Origin of the sequence: Vibrio gangliei (assembly GCF_026001925.1) — a bacterium.
Classification (GTDB): domain Bacteria; phylum Pseudomonadota; class Gammaproteobacteria; order Enterobacterales; family Vibrionaceae; genus Vibrio; species Vibrio gangliei.
In genome coordinates, this window is record NZ_AP021869.1 from 1054772 (window position 1) to 1071038 (window position 16267).

Sequence of the window (16267 nt, forward strand, 5' to 3'; positions counted from 1 at the left end):
ATTTGGTTGACATGTTAATGCCTGTCCGTAGACTAGCCAAGCATTAATTACGGCCAAATAAATAGGTCATGCAAACAATACACCGGAGCACAAAAATTATGGATAAGGCGAATCAGAGCATCAGACACGATTGGACCGTTCAGCAAGTTCAGGCATTACTGGATCTGCCATTTATGGATTTGCTTTATCAAGCTCAAACGATTCATCGTCAATATCACCCAGCTAACCATGTTCAAGTCAGTACGCTATTGTCGATCAAAACCGGCGCTTGTCCTGAGGATTGTAAATATTGTCCGCAGAGTGCCCATTATCGAACGGATATTGAAAAAGAGCGTTTAATGGAAGTGGAAAAGGTATTACAAGCGGCACAAAAAGCGAAGAACTCAGGCTCAACTCGTTTTTGTATGGGCGCGGCTTGGAAGAACCCAAAGCAGCGAGATATGCCACATTTGATTTCCATGATCCAAGGCGTCAAAGACATGGGACTCGAAACCTGTATGACATTAGGTATGCTATCCGCCGAGCAAGCTGAACAATTGGCTGAGGCTGGCCTGGATTATTACAACCACAACCTTGATACCTCGCCTGAGTTTTACGGCAATATTATTACCACGCGTACTTATCAAGATCGTCTTGATACTTTGGCGCACGTAAGAGATTCAGGTATGAAAATCTGTTCTGGTGGCATTATTGGGATGGGGGAAAGTGTCAGTGATCGAGCAGGGTTGCTGGTGGAATTAGCAAACCTACCAACCCAGCCTGAGAGTGTCCCAATCAACATGCTTGTGAAAGTGAAAGGCACACCAATGGAATCGGTTGAAGATGTTGAGCCGTTTGATTTTATTCGCTTAATTGCCGTGGCGCGTATCATGATGCCTCAATCAGCGGTAAGACTTTCTGCTGGCCGTGAAAATATGAATGAACAAATGCAAGCCTTGTGTTTTATGGCGGGTGCAAATTCTATTTTTTATGGCTGTAAATTGTTAACCACGCCGAACCCAGAAGAAGACAGCGACATGCAGTTGTTTAGTAAGCTGGGGATTAATCGAAAAGCAAGCACACTAAAACCGGATGCTGAGCATGAGGCCGAATTATTAACCCAAGTGGCGACTCAAGTGCTTTCAAGACCGAGTGCAGAAGATTTATTTTATGATGCAGGCCGCTAACATGGCTTTTGATGTTCGAATTCAACAAGCCTTAAAGCAAAGGCAAGCGGATGGTTTGTATCGTCAGCAGCGTTATTTTGTACGCCAGGCGGGCTCTATTGCCGTTGGTAGCCAGCCTTATATTAATTTTTCTAGTAATGATTACTTAGGCTTAGCTACGGATAAGCAATTAAAAGCAGCGTGGCAGCACGGAATTGATGCCTACGGTTGCGGTAGCAGTGCTTCTCCTATGGTGACAGGGGCAAGCCTGCCACATCAAAACCTACAAGCACAATTATGTGAATGGTTAGGGTTTGAAAAAGCGGTACTGTTTAATTCTGGATTTAGCGCCAATCAAGCCTTGTTGTTTAGTTTGTTACAGAAAGACGATCTACTCATACAAGATAAATTCAACCATGCCTCATTGATTGAAGCGGGGGTGTTATCTCCCGCTACAATGCTGCGCTTTAAACACAACAGCACAGATGATTTGCAGCGAATTTTAGCTAAAGCTACAAATACGGCGAATAAGATCATTGTAAGCGAAGGGGTGTTCAGCATGGATGGTGACAGTGCGCCATTGGCTGAATTATCGCGCATTACAAACTTGCATCGCGCTTGGCTAGCTCTAGATGATGCTCACGGCATTGGAGTGCTCGGTGAGACGGGCGGGGGCTTGTGTGAAGAGGTTCAGCAAAAGCCCAATATTTTGATTGTGACCTTTGGCAAAGCTTTAGGTGTGGCGGGTGCCGCTATCTTATGTGATAGAGCGTTAGGCGATTATCTAACTCAGTTTGCTCGTCATTATGTATATTCGACGGCGATGCCACCTGCGCAAGCTTATTGCCTATCGCAAGCTATTTCTATGACCCAAACACAAGGGTGGAGGCGAGATAAATTAGCTTCATTGGCGGAGGTTTTGAAAGCTGAACTCAATGATTACACACAATTGCAACCAAGTGATTCAGCCATCCATCCTTGGTTATGCGGCAGTAGCGAGCAAGCGATTCATTTATCGAACTATTTACAGCAACAAGGTTTATGGGTGAGTGCTATCCGTCCTCCAACGGTGCCTCCCAATACGTCACGCTTAAGAATGACTCTGAATACTAACCACAGTGAAGCAGAAGTTAAGCAACTGGCTTGCTGTATTAAGCGCTATTACGAGCATGAACTGTTTCAGGACGTTGAACGTAAATCAGTTGAAAGCCAGTCTGTTCAAAGCAAGCCCGTTCAAAGCCAGTCAGTTAAGAGAGGGCGAGTAGGGTACGGTTACGCTAAGTTGAAGAGTGAGGAAGTAGACCATGGCTGAATTTCAGGCTTATAACAAGTCAGCCGTGGCACATGCTTTTGGTCGGGCGGCAAAAACGTATGATCAACATGCTGCCTTTCAACGCGATGTGGGGGCCAAATTAATGCAGGGTTTGCCACAAGATTTAACCGGTTGGCGAGTGTTAGACCTAGGTTGTGGCACTGGTTACTTTACTTATTTATTGGCAGAAAGAGGCGCTCAGGTTGTGGCACTCGATTTGTCTCCAGACATGCTCAAGGTGTGCCGGAGCCGTTGCTCGCAATACGAGGTGGAATATTTGGTGGCAGATGCGGAGCACTTACCGTTTGAGTCGTCTTGTTTTGATCTTGTGTTTTCTAACTTGGCATTGCAGTGGTGTCACGATTTAGCGCCCATCGTTCATGATGCCGTTCAATACCTGAATCCAAATGGTCGATTTTTATTTTCTACTTTACTACAAGGCTCGTTGCATGAGCTCGATAGCGCGTGGAAAGTCGTGGATTCCAACCACCGGCATATCAATAATTTTCATTCTGAATCGGGCATACACAGTGCGATATCCAATCTGTCTAAAGTATCTAAAGCAATATCTAAAGCGAGCTTGAACGTTTACGCACATCGTTGTTGGTATCCTTCCGCATTGGCGTTAATGAAAGATCTTAAAGGTATTGGGGCGACTCACGGAGCAGGTCGAGCACGAGGGTTAACAAAGCCCAGCGTCATACAGCAGTTAGAAATGGCTTATCAACCATTCTCAGACTTAAATGGATTATTACCTGCAACCTACCAAGTTGCGTTAGGAGAAGTGTATTTATGAACCGCAGTTTTTTTATTACCGGCACCGATACGGAAATCGGCAAAACATTCGTCTCTCAGCGGCTCATGAAAGCGCTGGTAGAAAAAGGATTTCGAGTATCTGGTTTTAAGCCGATTGCAGCAGGCTGTGAGCGACTACAAAGTGAACTGCAACAAAACGTGTGGGTGAATGATGATGCGTTAGCCCTGCAGCAAGCATCCAACGTACCGATGCGTTATGTTGATGTGAATCCCTATTCTTTACGCCAACCTAGCTCACCCCATATTGCTGCTCAGTGCGACGATATTACGATTGATTTTGCTCGTCTGAATCAGGCTTTAACTACTCATAAATCATTGGCAGAAATGACATTGATTGAAGGGGCAGGCGGTTGGCGAGTGCCACTGGCAAACCAAACCTATTTATCCGATTGGGTGCAGCAACAGCAGATCCCTGTGGTTTTAGTGGTGGGTATCCGCTTAGGTTGTTTGAATCATGCCATTCTTACCTGGGAAGCGTTAAAAAGAGATGGCGTGAAAGTATTAGGTTGGATCGCCAATTGTGTAGATAGTGAATTCAAGGATATTGAGGAAAACATTGCGTTTTTACAACAACATATTTCAGCACCTCAGTTAGGTGAAATTCCATTTATTGGATCTTCAAGAGAAGAAAAAATACCGCAATGGCTTGATATCGAAAAATTGATTTCTCAACTCGATTAACAGCGAAGAGATCACAAACTGAAACAGGTAAGAACTAAATAAAGGAAAAGAGCCACATCGTTACATGTGGCTCTTAAAGTATTTCTAGTTGTTCATGACCGCTGCGTATAACAGCTTGCTCATCGGTTCGGATTTTGCTCCGGTACTAGCTTTGTTGATTGGTCGGCTTGTTTTTCTTTCAAGCCTAATCGTTCTTTTGCTTCTTCTTCTGATAACCCTAAATGGCACGATAATAAATCGATCGCCATTTGGTAATTTTCTTTATCTGCCATACCAACATCCTTATTGAACACAATTTATGCTGATAACTTATGCTCCGGACGAATATTGAGCAATAAGACTAAAGTATAATATGTCTTGATAAATTGCAGACAGAATGCATATTGGTGATAAAATTCAGTCGCTTGTATTAGTTAGGTTGAAGTTTCATCATGAGAGCTTGATCACATTTAAACCAAACAAGTTTAGATAAGCCATAAAAGTTGAGCGGCATTTTAAATGTTAATAAGAAATTAAATGTTTCAATTTACTGCTTAACCTTGAAGTTAAAATGAATGACTATACATCTAAAATCAATGTCGTCAGGTGTATTTTGGATTGAAAGAACCCAACGATCTCAATATGTTTAAGCAAGTTATTATCTCACTGGAGAGTTAAAGAATGAAACGAGTGATGTTATTTTTAGCAACCAACCTAGCTGTTGTGCTAGTGCTCAGTGTTGTTTTAAATATTGTTTATGCAGTAACCGGAATGCAGCCAGGTAGCTTGTCTGGTTTGCTCGTGATGGCTGCTGTATTTGGTTTTGGTGGCTCATTCATTTCATTGCTTATGTCGAAAAAAATGGCATTGCGTTCCGTTGGAGGCCAAGTGATTGAATCGCCACGTAATGAAACAGAGCATTGGCTATTACAAACAGTGAGTCGTCAAGCACAGCAAGTCGGTATTGGTATGCCAACGGTTGCCATCTACGACTCTCCCGATATCAATGCTTTTGCGACTGGAGCCAAACGAGATGATGCGCTGGTGGCAGTGTCAACTGGTCTACTGCACAACATGACTCGTGATGAAGCTGAAGCGGTACTGGCACATGAAGTAAGCCATATTTCTAATGGTGATATGGTGACAATGACCTTGATGCAAGGCGTGGTGAATACCTTTGTTATTTTCTTATCACGAGCGATTGCGAATATGATGAGCTCGCGTGATAACGAAGAAGGTGGTGGCACCAATATGATGAGCTACTTCTTGATTTCTATGGTACTTGAAGTGGTATTTGGATTCTTAGCAAGCTTTATTACCATGTGGTATAGCCGCCATCGTGAATTTCATGCCGACGCAGGTGCAGCTGATTTAGTGGGTAAGCATAAAATGATCGCTGCATTGGAACGTTTAAAAATGAGCCATGAACCTCAGCTTGAAGGTTCGATGATGGCATTTGGTATCAATGGCAAACGTACCATGATGGAGCTGTTAATGAGTCATCCGCCATTAGATAAACGTATTGCGGCGTTACGTAATTCAAACTAAACATGCATTAATTTAATTGAGAGCCGAGAATGATTTGACATGATGATCCATCAGTCTAAAAATACTCGGCTCTCGGCTCTCGGCTCTCGGCTCTCGGCTCTCGGCTCTCGGCTCTCGGCTCTCGGCTCTCGGCTCTCGGCTCTCGGCTCTATCTCTTTTCTATTTTCTTCTGCAAATCCGTTTCAACCATTTTTAATGCTTTAAGTGCAACATTTGGATCGATGTCATTGGATTCGAGTAAATAAATCAAATCGACAGCGAGTTTTACCTCTGCCGGGGCATGATCTAGTGGGCTAGGTGATTCTGAATTAGTAGTCATTACTTGGGTTGTGTCTTTCTCTGAATGTGATCTGCTTTTCTATTTTTAACTTAGCAGCTTGGCAGCGTTCTAAGCGCTGTTCGGCTACCAAGAGATCTTGCTGTGCTTTGGAACGCTCTAAACTGCTACAGTTTTCTAGCTGGCTTGTTTTTTTCAATACTAGATCTTTTAATCGAATTTCCCACTCTTGATGCTGGGCAAGATCTTGGTAGAGTTCATTAATGGGTTTGCGATAATGGCTGCTGTGCTTGATTTCGTTATTGCGAATATTACTGGTGGCAAGCTCTCGTTGAATTGCCTCCATTTGAGCGACCAGTTTTTGCGTTAAATGCTCGGCTCGTAATTGAGTCAAACGATTTGCTTGTTGCTCTCGGATAATATTGTCGTAGGTGGCTTTTGCTTCTGATACGCAAGGCACCAACAGGCGAGAACGACCGCTAAACAGATGTTCATCAAATAGTGGTTGATGGTGTTCGCCTTTGAAGCGGTCTCTTTGCGCCGCCTGTTTAGATAAGTCTTCTAGCTTTTGTGCAATTTGATTAAATTGAGCCATTTATTTCCTCGATCAAAACATAATCTTTTTAGCCATAAAACCGCTGCTTATAAAAACTTTTTTCATCAAAACTTTTCTTATCAAAACCAAGCTTCATAAGCTAATTTAACCGCCATGACACAGACCACAGTAACAAAAACCGGACGAATGAATGCTGCGCCAAACCGAATTGCAGAATGCGCCCCTACATAAGCCCCTGCCATTAAGCATAGCCCCATAGTGAAACCTAGAGCCCAATTGATATGACCTAAAATGGCAAAAGTAATGAGAGAGGTAAAGTTACTAGTAAAGTTCATGGCTTTAGCAACACCCGAAGACAGCAGAATATTCATTCGGTACAACACCATGTTGCTCACGGTCCAAAATGCGCCCGTTCCAGGACCAATCGCCCCATCATAGAACCCAAGCGACAAACCTTGAATGACTTGTTTCTTGTGTGTTTTCACATCGAAATTAGGCATTAGGCTGTGATTATCTTTAGGCGATTTATGAAAAATGGTGTAGATCGCCGTAGCAAGAATGATCAGAGGGAGAAGTTTGTCTAACCAATCGGTGCTAATCAGATTGACCGCGAGTGTGCCGCCTATCGCTCCGATGAAAGTGGCAATAAAAGAGCGGTACCAGAACCGAGGCGTAAACAGTGCTTTTTTATAGTAAGTAAACGCCGCAGTTGAAGACGCAAATGTCGCGGATAATTTATTTGTGCCCAATGCTAAATGAGGAGGAAGGCCAATCGAAAGCAACGCAGGAACCGTTAGCATTCCACCACCGCCAGCAACCGCATCGATAAATCCCGCAGCAAAAGCAACACAACCCAGAATGATAAGCATCGTTGGGTCTAACATTTCCATAGAGTTCTTCTTCTTTTTCGCCGACTGTTATCGGCTAGTATTCAATTTTACGGGAAAACGGCGGCAGCGAGTCGAGTAAGGATTTTCCATAGCGTTTTGTCACTAGCCTGCGGTCGAGAATCACGACTCTACCAGAATCTTGCTCTTTACGCAGTAAACGGCCAACCGATTGAATTAATTTCTTACTCGCTTCGGGTACGGAAATTTGTAAAAACGGATTTCCGCCTTTTTGCTCAATGTATTCCGAATGCGCTTCTTCAACGGGGGATGTTGGTACTCCGAAAGGTATTTTGGTAATAATTAAGTTTTCTAATAGTTTGCCTGGTAAGTCTAATCCTTCTGAGAAACTGCCCGTACCAAATATCACACTTGTTTGCCCAAATTGACAATAGGCACGATGTTTATTCAATATTTCACCACGCGATCGCTTACCTTGAATCTGTAAGTTCCATTTTTCTTTTTCAGCTAAGGTGGCGAGTTTTTCTGCTACCTGATTCATTTGCCAGTAAGAAGAAAATAACACCAAGTTCGCTTTATTAGGCTCAATATACTCAGGCAAAAGGGTTGCTAGATATTGAGTAAAGTCTGGATGTTGTGGTTCATATTTCAGTTTTGGAATCAATAACTCTGCATTTTCAGCATAATTAAACGGAGAAGACAGTGCTAAAAATTGCGTGGCGTCTTCCTGTTTTTGGCTGATTCCCGCTTGAATGGCAAAGTATTGGAATGAATTTAATGCTCGCATAGTCGCTGAAACTAAAACGGCACCTGAACAACGGCTCCATAGTTGGCGATCTAATTGCCAGCCCACTTCTAATGGTGAAACACTGATAATGTAGTCATCTTCTCGCTCAGGGCTAATTTCAAACCAACGAGCTAGCGGGGCACCTTTATCGTGGTTTGGTTCAGCCATTAAGTGCCAAACTTTGGATAAGTTCTCTAGGCGCTGCAAATAAAATCCCGCTTCAGTAAGGGCCGGCTCAGCAAGACGAGAAGATATTTCACCATCTTTGACACGCTCTGAAATTAAGTCTGCGAGTTTATTCATTGCCTGGTGAGCTTTCTTACTTAATTGCTTGAGAGATTTTGATTCTTCTTCTAACCAAGCTGGTAATTCACCATGTTCAAAGCGATAAATGCGTTCTTTAAATTCGTTATTGGCTAATTGTTTGCTCAGTTGAGTGAGCGCTGGAATAAGCTGTTGAATAGAATCTTGTAATTCATTCCGAAAACGTGAGCTACGCTTTGCATCAGTCAGGTTTGCGATTTTGGTTACGGATTTATTCAAGCTTTCTAACCATCCAGATGCACCTTTTAAGCTCGCTGAAGCCGAAGCGTGCTCTCGCGCAACATGGGGTAGGTGATGGGCTTCATCAAAAATATAAATACTTTGTTCCGGCTCAGGCAAGATGACACCGCCTCCCAGATCGGCATCCGCCATAACTAAGCTGTGATTGGCAATAATGACATCGGCTTTATCTAGATCGGCACGCGCTTTTTGGAAAGGGTAGTCACGATGTGCCGGCATAGAATTATTACAACTGTGCTTATCGCTCACGATTAACTTCCAAATATCATCAGAGATGGTTTCTGGCCAAGAATCTCTATCCCCATCCCACTTCTGGTTCGCTAGGGCGTCATAAAGATCTTTCAATTGTTTGATGTCATTTTTCTTTGGTTTAGTTTCAAACATCGCTATCTGTTGTCCATCTTGTTGGCTGCCAGAAGCCAGCATGAGTTTCTCAGCACAGCAATACCGTTGACGTCCTTTCGCTAAGATGAAGGTAAAAGGTGCCTCCACTAAACGGCGATATAACGGCATATCCTTATTAATCAATTGCTCTTGTAATGCCACGGTTGCCGTCGAAATGATGATTTTCTTTTCACTAAATTGAGCAAAGGGCACGGATGCCATTAGATAAGCTAAAGACTTGCCGATTCCGGTGCCTGCTTCAGCCACGATGATACGATTTGATTTGTGGTAGGTGCCCGCTAAGGTCTTGGCAATTTCTGCAACCAAGTAATTTTGAGCCCGCCGTGGAATAAAACCATCAAGTTGATGTGACAGATTTTGATAACTTTGCTTAATGGCTTTTTGAATATTGCTGGATAACATGCTGGACTCTCAAATTTGAACAACTGGATATTATCACAGTGGTTAATCTAAGTAACCTGAATGAGGGGCAATTTATTGAGTCAAAATGTCGAGAAAATACACTGTATCCGTTTCATTTAAAGCTGCGAGCTTGATCCGTAATTTTCTAGTAAATATCGAAAAATTAATCTTTCGTTCATTTATTTGTAATGAAAAACAAGACCAAGTTCACAAAAATAATCAGAAATATCACGAGCATGGATTGTTTGTATGATTTCCGTCCAATTTAGAGTTTTATACTGAAAACAGGGTGTTTGTTGGATTAAAAGTATGAGGTTTTTAGTTTTTTTTAGCTTTCTTGTCTGTTGTTTTATGATGAGAACTAGTTTGCAGGCTTAGTTTTTTGGTGTTTTTAGTGTTTTTTAATAAGGTGAATTTTTCTTAAGGGTTTGATTTTGTTTGTTTTTATGTTTTTTATGTGATCGGTTTTAGGTTTTTTTATTAAATTTGACAGTTTTGGGGAACTTATTGCAATCTTTGCTTGCGAATCAGATGTACTACTTACTGGCAGGTTGCTGGTAGGTAACAAAACAATAAAGAAAGGAATCCCAAAGGGAATTTCAAATTAATAAAAGGCAGTGGATTATTATGAAAAAATCGCTTTTAGCGCTTGCTGTATCAGCAGCAGCATTCACAGGTGCAGCTAACGCTGCAGAGATATACAGTAGCGACGACGCGTCAGTTGATTTCTATGGTCAATTACGTACAGAAATGAAATTCATGGATGCTGACGATTATAACGGTGATCTTTCTACAGGTTCATCTCGCACAGGTGTTGATGCTAAGTACAATGTAAGTGACAACTTTGCTGTGTTAGGTTTAGTTGAAGTGGGTGTTCCAGCTAACGATAGCAATGATGTAACCGTTCGCCGTCACATGGTTGGTTTTGCAACTGATTTCGGTACGATTCAATTTGGTAAAGATTGGACAGTATCGGATGATTTAGGTGGTACCGATTACTCTTACTTCTTTGGTGGTACAGGTAACCTGTACGGACAATTGAATGATGCTTTGAATGATTCTCAAATTAAATACTCATTAGATTTAGATAATTGGTGGGTAAAAGCAGCATACGGCTTCAATGATAGCTCAAGTAATCAAGATTTCCTTGAAGGGTTTGTTGGTGCATCATTTGGTGCATTTAGTTTCTATGCTGGTGGTGGTTATAACCGCAATCATGATTTTAATGGAATGGACCTTAGCAACACTTACTACGAAGCAACTGGTATTTTCGATGTAACAGATGCTCTTCAATTGAGTGCAACATACTACGGTTCTCAATTAGAAAGTGATGCTAGCAATAATAAAATTGACCAAAATGCTATTTCAGTTGGTGGTTACTGGACATTCGTTGAGAAAACGTCTCTATACGCAGGTTATGAATACGTAAACCAACAAGAAGATGATGCAGATCTAAGTGAACATGGTAACAACGCATTCGTTGGTTTAGAGTACAAATTTGCTAGCTGGGCTCGCGTATTTGCTGAAGTAGGTTATGCAGATGGTACAACTTTAGGCTTCATCAACACAGACCAAGAACTAGTTGAAGCACAGCAAGTGGACAGCGAAACAAACTTCGGTCTTGGTGCTCGTTTCTACTGGTAATCAAGTCTAGAACTTGTGATAGTATAAAAGCTCGGTTTCTACCGGGCTTTTTTGTTTATAAATAAAGGGATGTATATGAGTAAGAAACTATTTTCTGCAGTAGGCTGCATTGCATTATTAGTGAGTCAATTGGTACATGCTGAGGTTAAGATTCCAATTCCAGATAGTATTAATTTGTTGGTGGTTAACTCACTAAAACCAAAAATAGAAAAGGGTGGCTTATTTGGTCAAAATACACTGGTCTTACCTGATGGTGAAAGCCAAATCGTGTTTAAGTTTGAGCCAAGTGTGATGGAAAATGACACCTTACGCCAAGTATACAGTGACGTGATTGTGGCTAAATTTACTGCTCAAGATGATGAGTTGAAGTTTGTGTTACCTGAATATCGAGATTTGAACCAAGCACGTAATGGTATTTCGGATTTTGAATGGTCTTTAGTTGATAGTGCTGAAAATAAAGTTGAAGTTAAGCAAGAGCCTCTATCTGCTGAAGGTGTACAACTCGGCCGCAACTTTATCGAAGATGTTATGGATTATAATCTACGTGGCGGTGTTGCAGCGATTGGGGCAGCATCGGTAGCCACTAAATTTTTACCGGTAGAAGCTCAACGACAAGCCGATTCAGAAAATGTGGCTCAATTAAAAGCATGGTATATAAAGGCAACACCGCAAGAGAAAAAAGCCTTTCAAGTATGGTTAATTGATCAAAAGTAACCCTTTATATTTTGGTGAAATAAGCGGCCTATGTGTCGCTTTTTTTATCACTCAACTTATCATTTGGCCTAAAAACAAATTTCTGATGAGTGCAAACGGTTGCTATTGCTTGTCATATTGCTGCAATGCAGATTGATGGCTACAATTCTTTTTCCTGTCCACTATATATACAACGACTATGAAATTCCCTGGCCAACGTAAATCCAAACACTACTTTCCTGTTGATGCTCGTGATCCACTTGTGAGCCAAGCTCAAGAAAGCAAACAAATGTCACTAACTCATATTATTGGTATCGATCAAACTTTAGTGGATATTGAAGCGAATGTAAGCGATGAGTTCATTGAAAAATACCAATTAAGTAAAGGGCACTCACTGGTTATTGATGATGATAGAGCGGAAGCCTTGTACGACGAATTAAAGCAGTTTGATTTAATTACGGATGAGTTTGCTGGTGGCACCATTGGTAATACTTTGCACAATTATTCTGTATTAGCTGATGATCGTTCCACCTTATTAGGCGTAATGAGTAATAACATCAAAATCGGCAGTTATGGCTACCGTTATTTATGTAATACCTCAAGCCGTATGGATTTAAATTATTTGCAAGGAGTCGAAGGGGCGATTGGTCGCTGTTTTGCATTAATCAGTGAGAATGGTGAGCGAACTTTTGCGATTAGTGAAGGTAAGATGAACCAGTTATTACCAAGTAGCATTCCTGAGTCTATTTTTGAAAGTGCATCTGCTTTGGTTTTGACCGCTTATTTAGTTCGTTGTAAACCTGGTGATCCGATGCCAGAAGCAACAATGAAAGCCATAGAATACGCCAAAAAATATGATGTGCCTGTTGTGCTCACACTCGGTACGAAATATGTGATTCAAGATGATCCTGAATATTGGCGTGATTTTATTGCACAACATGTTTCTGTTCTTGCAATGAATGAAGAAGAAGCTGAAGCCTTAACTGGTGAACATGATCCTTTATTAGCTTCTGACGCGGCTTTAGAGTGGGTTGATTTGGTATTGTGTACTGCAGGACCTGTTGGCTTATATATGGCAGGTTATACGGAAAATGAAGCGAAACGTCAGACAACTCTACCTTTATTGCCGGGCTCAATTGCAGAATTCAATCAATATGAGTTTAGTCGTCCAACCATTCGTTCTCAGTGTAAAGAGCCTATTAAAGTTTATTCTCATATTGCACCTTATATGGGGGGCCCTGAAAAAATCAAAAATACCAACGGGGCAGGTGATGCGGCACTGTCTGCTATTTTGCATGACATGGCGGCAAATAAATATCACAAAGAAAATATCCCTAATTCGAGTAAGCATGAACATCCGTTTTTAACTTATTCCTCTTTTTCTCAGGTATGTAAATATGCAAACCGAGTAAGTTATGAAGTTCTGGCACAGCATTCTCCTCGTTTGTCACGTGGTTTACCTGAAAAAGAAGACAGCTTAGAAGAAGCGTATTGGGAAAGGTAATCATACCTCGATAGGTGAGTTAGCCTTATGCTTAAGTGAATCTTGCATTAACTTAAGCATATAAAACGAAAAAGGGAGCATTACGCTCCCTTTTCACTAATCAATAAAACTTATTTGATTAAGAATTCATCAATTGATTTACCTGCATCCAGCGCATCTTGGATAACAGAAGGCGTGCGGCCTTGACCTGTCCAAGTTTTACGTTCGCCATTTAGCATGTATTCATATTTTGCTGGGCGAGGAGTACGCTTTTTACGTGATTTAGATTTGGTTTCAGAGCCGCTCATTGCTGCAATTAAATCTTCCAGATCAATACCGTCTTTTGCGATCATTTGAGCATATTCTGCTAGTTTAGCTTCGCGTTCAGCTTGCTCTGCTAATTCTTTTTCTTCTGCTTCTCTTCTTTCTTCAACAACAGTAGTGAGTTTTTCTAATAGTTCTTCAACTTCTTGCAGTGTAAATTCATCACGAGTGAATGCACGAAGGCTACGAATATTTAAAAGTGCTGATTTTTTGATTTCCGACATATAAAGTCCCTTGCAATAAAATGCTCAAATTGATTCACTAATAATATGCTCATAAGTAAATTTTAGCTAATTTTATATTCGAACCGATTGTTAGTCAAAAGCATATTAAAAAAATAACTAAAATTTGGATTTAGATTCCAGTTAAGTTTGCTGTGATAATTTAAAAGATACCATCAATGTTGTTTCTAGACCGAGTGTTTAATTATTAGTTCCCTAGACTTAAAAATTTTAGGTATAAACTCTTGTTTGAACACTTTATTTTTAGATGAATTTAGTGATTAAAAATTACCAATAAATGTTGGTAGGTGAAATCTTCGAGGATGAAATTGTCGAGTTTTCTCTTGCCATTTGATTTTCGATCATTACAATGTGCCAAATCTTGCTAGAACCCTTTGTGAATGGCCTATTAAAAGGCTATTTATAAGGCGAATGTTTTAGTCTGATGTAGAGGCGCAATATTTATCAGTAATACGTTTTAGGGTGATGCCTTTGAGAGCGTATGAAAGGAACTATTGCCGAAGTGAGGGCCAACTGGTGCGTATTGGTTGGTTACGGTTTATCACAGCCACTTGCTGGGGTTACATTAAATAAGTGTAACACTGCCATAGTTTGCATATCGTATATACTTTAATCGATATGTGGTTTATTTAGGCTATGGAGCGCTACTGTAGACACATGAAAGTATTGGCTTTCAACGTTTATCAACAAGATGTTTTATTGTTTTACGAACCATTCTTCAACAATATCCTTTCTGCAGTAGATCTCTAACCAATTTTGGTTTTTTTGATCATGAACTTAATCGATTTTACTTCTTCAGCCGCGTCGCTGTTACCGCCCGCGCTTGCCTTAACCATGGCAATTATCACGCGACGTGTTTTACTTTCGCTTGGCTTGGGCATCATCCTTGGCGCATTGTTGCTAACCGATTTTTCATTGCTTGATACTTTAAGCTACACCAGTTCTACTGTGGTTGGCGTATTTATTAGCGATGGTGGTTTGAATTGGGACAGCATTTTTATCTTACTTTTCCTAATTCTACTCGGCATGATGACAGCGTTGCTGACGTTATCAGGCGGTACTTATGCCTTTGCTGAATGGGCTCAAAAGCGCATTAAAAGTAAACGTGGTGCTAAATTGCTGGCAGCTTGGTTAGGCGTTTTCATTTTTATTGATGATTACTTTAATAGTTTAGCCGTGGGCGCCATTTCTCGACCTGTAACAGACCGATTCCTCGTTTCTCGTTCGAAATTGGCCTACATTCTTGATTCTACCGCCGCCCCAATGTGTGTGATCATGCCGGCTTCTAGCTGGGGTGCCTACATTATGACGGTAGTCAGTGGCATCCTTGTCTCTCATGGTATTACGGAATATACCGCGTTAGGTGCATATATGCGCTTAGTGCCAATGAACTATTATGCGATTTTTGCGCTATTAATGGTGTTTGCTGTTGTTTGGTTCGATTTGAATATTGGTCCAATGCGTCGCCATGAAATTGCCGCTAATCAAGGCAGAACTGATGATAACGATGACAACGCCGTTGATTTAACAGAAGAGTCAGAAATCAACGAAAGTAAAGATGGCACGGTATCGAACCTTATTCTGCCAATTGTTGCGCTTATCGTTGCGACGGTATATTTCATGATCAGCTCTGGTGCCGATGCACTGGCTGCGGATGGACAACCATTCTCTATTTTAAAAGCATTTGAGAACACTAACGTAGGCCAATCACTTTTCTATGGCGCGTTAATTGGCCTTATCTGTGCTTTAGCCACCGTCTTTAAGCAAAAAATTCCAACCAAAGACACCATGATCACGCTATGGATTGGCGCAAAATCCATGTTTGGCGCGATTTTGATCTTGGCCTTTGCTTGGACCATTGGCTCGGTTATCAAAGATATGGGAACAGGGGCTTATTTATCTACCTTAGTGGAAGGTAATATTGACGTACATTGGTTGCCAGTATTGCTATTTATTCTTTCTGGCGTGATGGCGTTCTCAACCGGTACTTCATGGGGTACGTTTGGCATTATGTTACCGATAGCAGGTGACTTAGCAGGTGCCACTGACCTTGCATTGATGTTACCAATGTTAAGTGCAGTATTAGCGGGTTCAGTATTTGGCGATCACTGTTCACCAATTTCTGATACCACGATTTTGTCTTCAACCGGTGCACGCTGTAATCATATTGATCACGTTTCAACGCAGTTACTCTATGCGCTAGCGACCGCATTAGTCGCGTGTGTGGGCTTTATCGTCCTTGGTTTAACAGACTCTTCTGCGATAGGCTTTGGCGCAGCGACTGTGACCTTTGTGGTGGTATGTGCGGTTATGTCAGCGATTTCAAAATCTAAAATGAAAAAAGCGGCAGCATAACGTCATAAACTGAGCAATGTCGAACAGCCGAGTGGGAAACGACTCGGATTTTTATTAGCTTTACCGATAAGAGAGCTTGAGCTAATAAAGACGATCAATTAGTGAAATACAGCTCAACATTTTATTTTGAAAATAATTAAAATAAAGGGTTGAAAAATACAGGCAGCTTGGTTAGTGTGAAGACATAGAAACTGATTGAGATACTG

At 41.3% G+C, this 16267-nt stretch carries 14 protein-coding genes, 1 pseudogene and 1 riboswitch; of the genes and pseudogenes, 9 read left to right on the forward strand and 6 right to left on the reverse strand.

What is annotated here, in order from left to right; translation table 11 throughout:
• The first annotated feature begins 98 nt into the window (after window positions 1-98).
• The 4 genes and pseudogenes from bioB to bioD all read left to right on the forward strand — a co-directional run bounded on the left by bioB (window position 99) and on the right by bioD (window position 3954).
• Window positions 99-1166: a biotin synthase BioB gene (gene bioB, locus Vgang_RS04795; RefSeq protein WP_105902344.1), complete on the forward strand. Its 1068-nt coding sequence runs from the start codon at window positions 99-101 to the stop codon at window positions 1164-1166.
• Window positions 1153-2319, forward strand: a pseudogene (gene bioF / locus Vgang_RS04800) (8-amino-7-oxononanoate synthase); the annotation flags it as partial. The gene bioB and the pseudogene bioF, both read left to right, overlap by 14 nt.
• 130 nt (window positions 2320-2449) lie before the next feature.
• On the forward strand, window positions 2450-3253 hold the full coding sequence (gene bioC, locus Vgang_RS04805; protein WP_105902343.1) for a malonyl-ACP O-methyltransferase BioC: 804 nt from the start codon (window positions 2450-2452) through the stop codon (window positions 3251-3253).
• Window positions 3250-3954, forward strand: a complete 705-nt coding sequence (gene bioD / locus Vgang_RS04810; protein ID WP_105902342.1) for a dethiobiotin synthase — start codon at window positions 3250-3252, stop codon at window positions 3952-3954. The genes bioC and bioD overlap by 4 nt, the downstream gene beginning before the upstream one ends.
• Window positions 3955-4073: 119 nt before the next feature.
• On the opposite strand, the gene Vgang_RS04815 is transcribed toward bioD, so the two are convergent.
• Window positions 4074-4226, reverse strand: a complete 153-nt coding sequence (locus tag Vgang_RS04815) for a hypothetical protein (RefSeq protein ID WP_170066838.1) — start codon at window positions 4224-4226, stop codon at window positions 4074-4076.
• Window positions 4227-4614: 388 nt separating this feature from the next.
• On the opposite strand from Vgang_RS04815, the gene htpX reads away from it, so the two are divergent.
• The gene (htpX, locus tag Vgang_RS04820) at window positions 4615-5481 is read left to right on the forward strand and encodes a protease HtpX (protein ID WP_105902341.1); all 867 of its coding nucleotides are present in this window, start codon (window positions 4615-4617) and stop codon (window positions 5479-5481) included.
• 148 nt (window positions 5482-5629) lie between these two features.
• On the opposite strand, the gene rsmS is transcribed toward htpX, so the two are convergent.
• The 4 genes from rsmS to dinG form a co-directional block, all read right to left on the reverse strand.
• Complete coding sequence (rsmS, locus tag Vgang_RS04825) at window positions 5630-5800, reverse strand: pleiotropic regulatory protein RsmS (protein WP_105902801.1); 171 nt, start codon at window positions 5798-5800, stop codon at window positions 5630-5632.
• On the reverse strand, window positions 5790-6353 hold the full coding sequence (locus tag Vgang_RS04830) for a primosomal replication protein (protein WP_105902800.1): 564 nt from the start codon (window positions 6351-6353) through the stop codon (window positions 5790-5792). Before Vgang_RS04830 ends, rsmS begins: the two co-directional genes overlap by 11 nt.
• Window positions 6354-6433: 80 nt before the next feature.
• On the reverse strand, window positions 6434-7204 hold the full coding sequence (locus tag Vgang_RS04835) for a TSUP family transporter (RefSeq protein WP_105902799.1): 771 nt from the start codon (window positions 7202-7204) through the stop codon (window positions 6434-6436).
• 34 nt (window positions 7205-7238) lie between these two features.
• The gene (dinG, locus tag Vgang_RS04840; RefSeq protein WP_105902798.1) at window positions 7239-9320 is read right to left on the reverse strand and encodes an ATP-dependent DNA helicase DinG; all 2082 of its coding nucleotides are present in this window, start codon (window positions 9318-9320) and stop codon (window positions 7239-7241) included.
• A gap of 627 nt (window positions 9321-9947) precedes the next feature.
• Between dinG and Vgang_RS04845 the strand changes: the two genes are divergently transcribed.
• From Vgang_RS04845 to Vgang_RS04855, 3 genes are all read left to right on the forward strand, one after another.
• Window positions 9948-10964 (forward strand): porin, encoded by a 1017-nt coding sequence (locus tag Vgang_RS04845; protein ID WP_105902797.1) that lies wholly within the window; start codon window positions 9948-9950, stop codon window positions 10962-10964.
• A 75-nt stretch (window positions 10965-11039) separates the two neighbouring features.
• Window positions 11040-11678 (forward strand): DUF2057 family protein, encoded by a 639-nt coding sequence (locus tag Vgang_RS04850; protein ID WP_157946034.1) that lies wholly within the window; start codon window positions 11040-11042, stop codon window positions 11676-11678.
• A 178-nt stretch (window positions 11679-11856) separates the two neighbouring features.
• Window positions 11857-13161 carry an inosine/guanosine kinase gene (locus Vgang_RS04855; RefSeq protein ID WP_105902795.1) on the forward strand — a complete coding sequence of 435 codons (1305 nt, stop codon included), beginning with the start codon at window positions 11857-11859 and terminating at the stop codon, window positions 13159-13161.
• A gap of 110 nt (window positions 13162-13271) precedes the next feature.
• On the opposite strand, the gene Vgang_RS04860 is transcribed toward Vgang_RS04855, so the two are convergent.
• Window positions 13272-13688 (reverse strand): H-NS family histone-like protein, encoded by a 417-nt coding sequence (locus Vgang_RS04860; RefSeq protein WP_105902794.1) that lies wholly within the window; start codon window positions 13686-13688, stop codon window positions 13272-13274.
• 437 nt (window positions 13689-14125) lie between these two features.
• Window positions 14126-14361, forward strand: a riboswitch (Lysine riboswitch).
• Between the two features lie 116 nt (window positions 14362-14477).
• Here Vgang_RS04860 and Vgang_RS04865 point away from each other — a divergent pair.
• A complete protein-coding gene (locus Vgang_RS04865; RefSeq protein ID WP_105902793.1) occupies window positions 14478-16061 on the forward strand; it encodes a Na+/H+ antiporter NhaC family protein in 1584 nt (527 codons plus the stop codon).
• The last annotated feature ends 206 nt before the right edge of the window (window positions 16062-16267 follow it).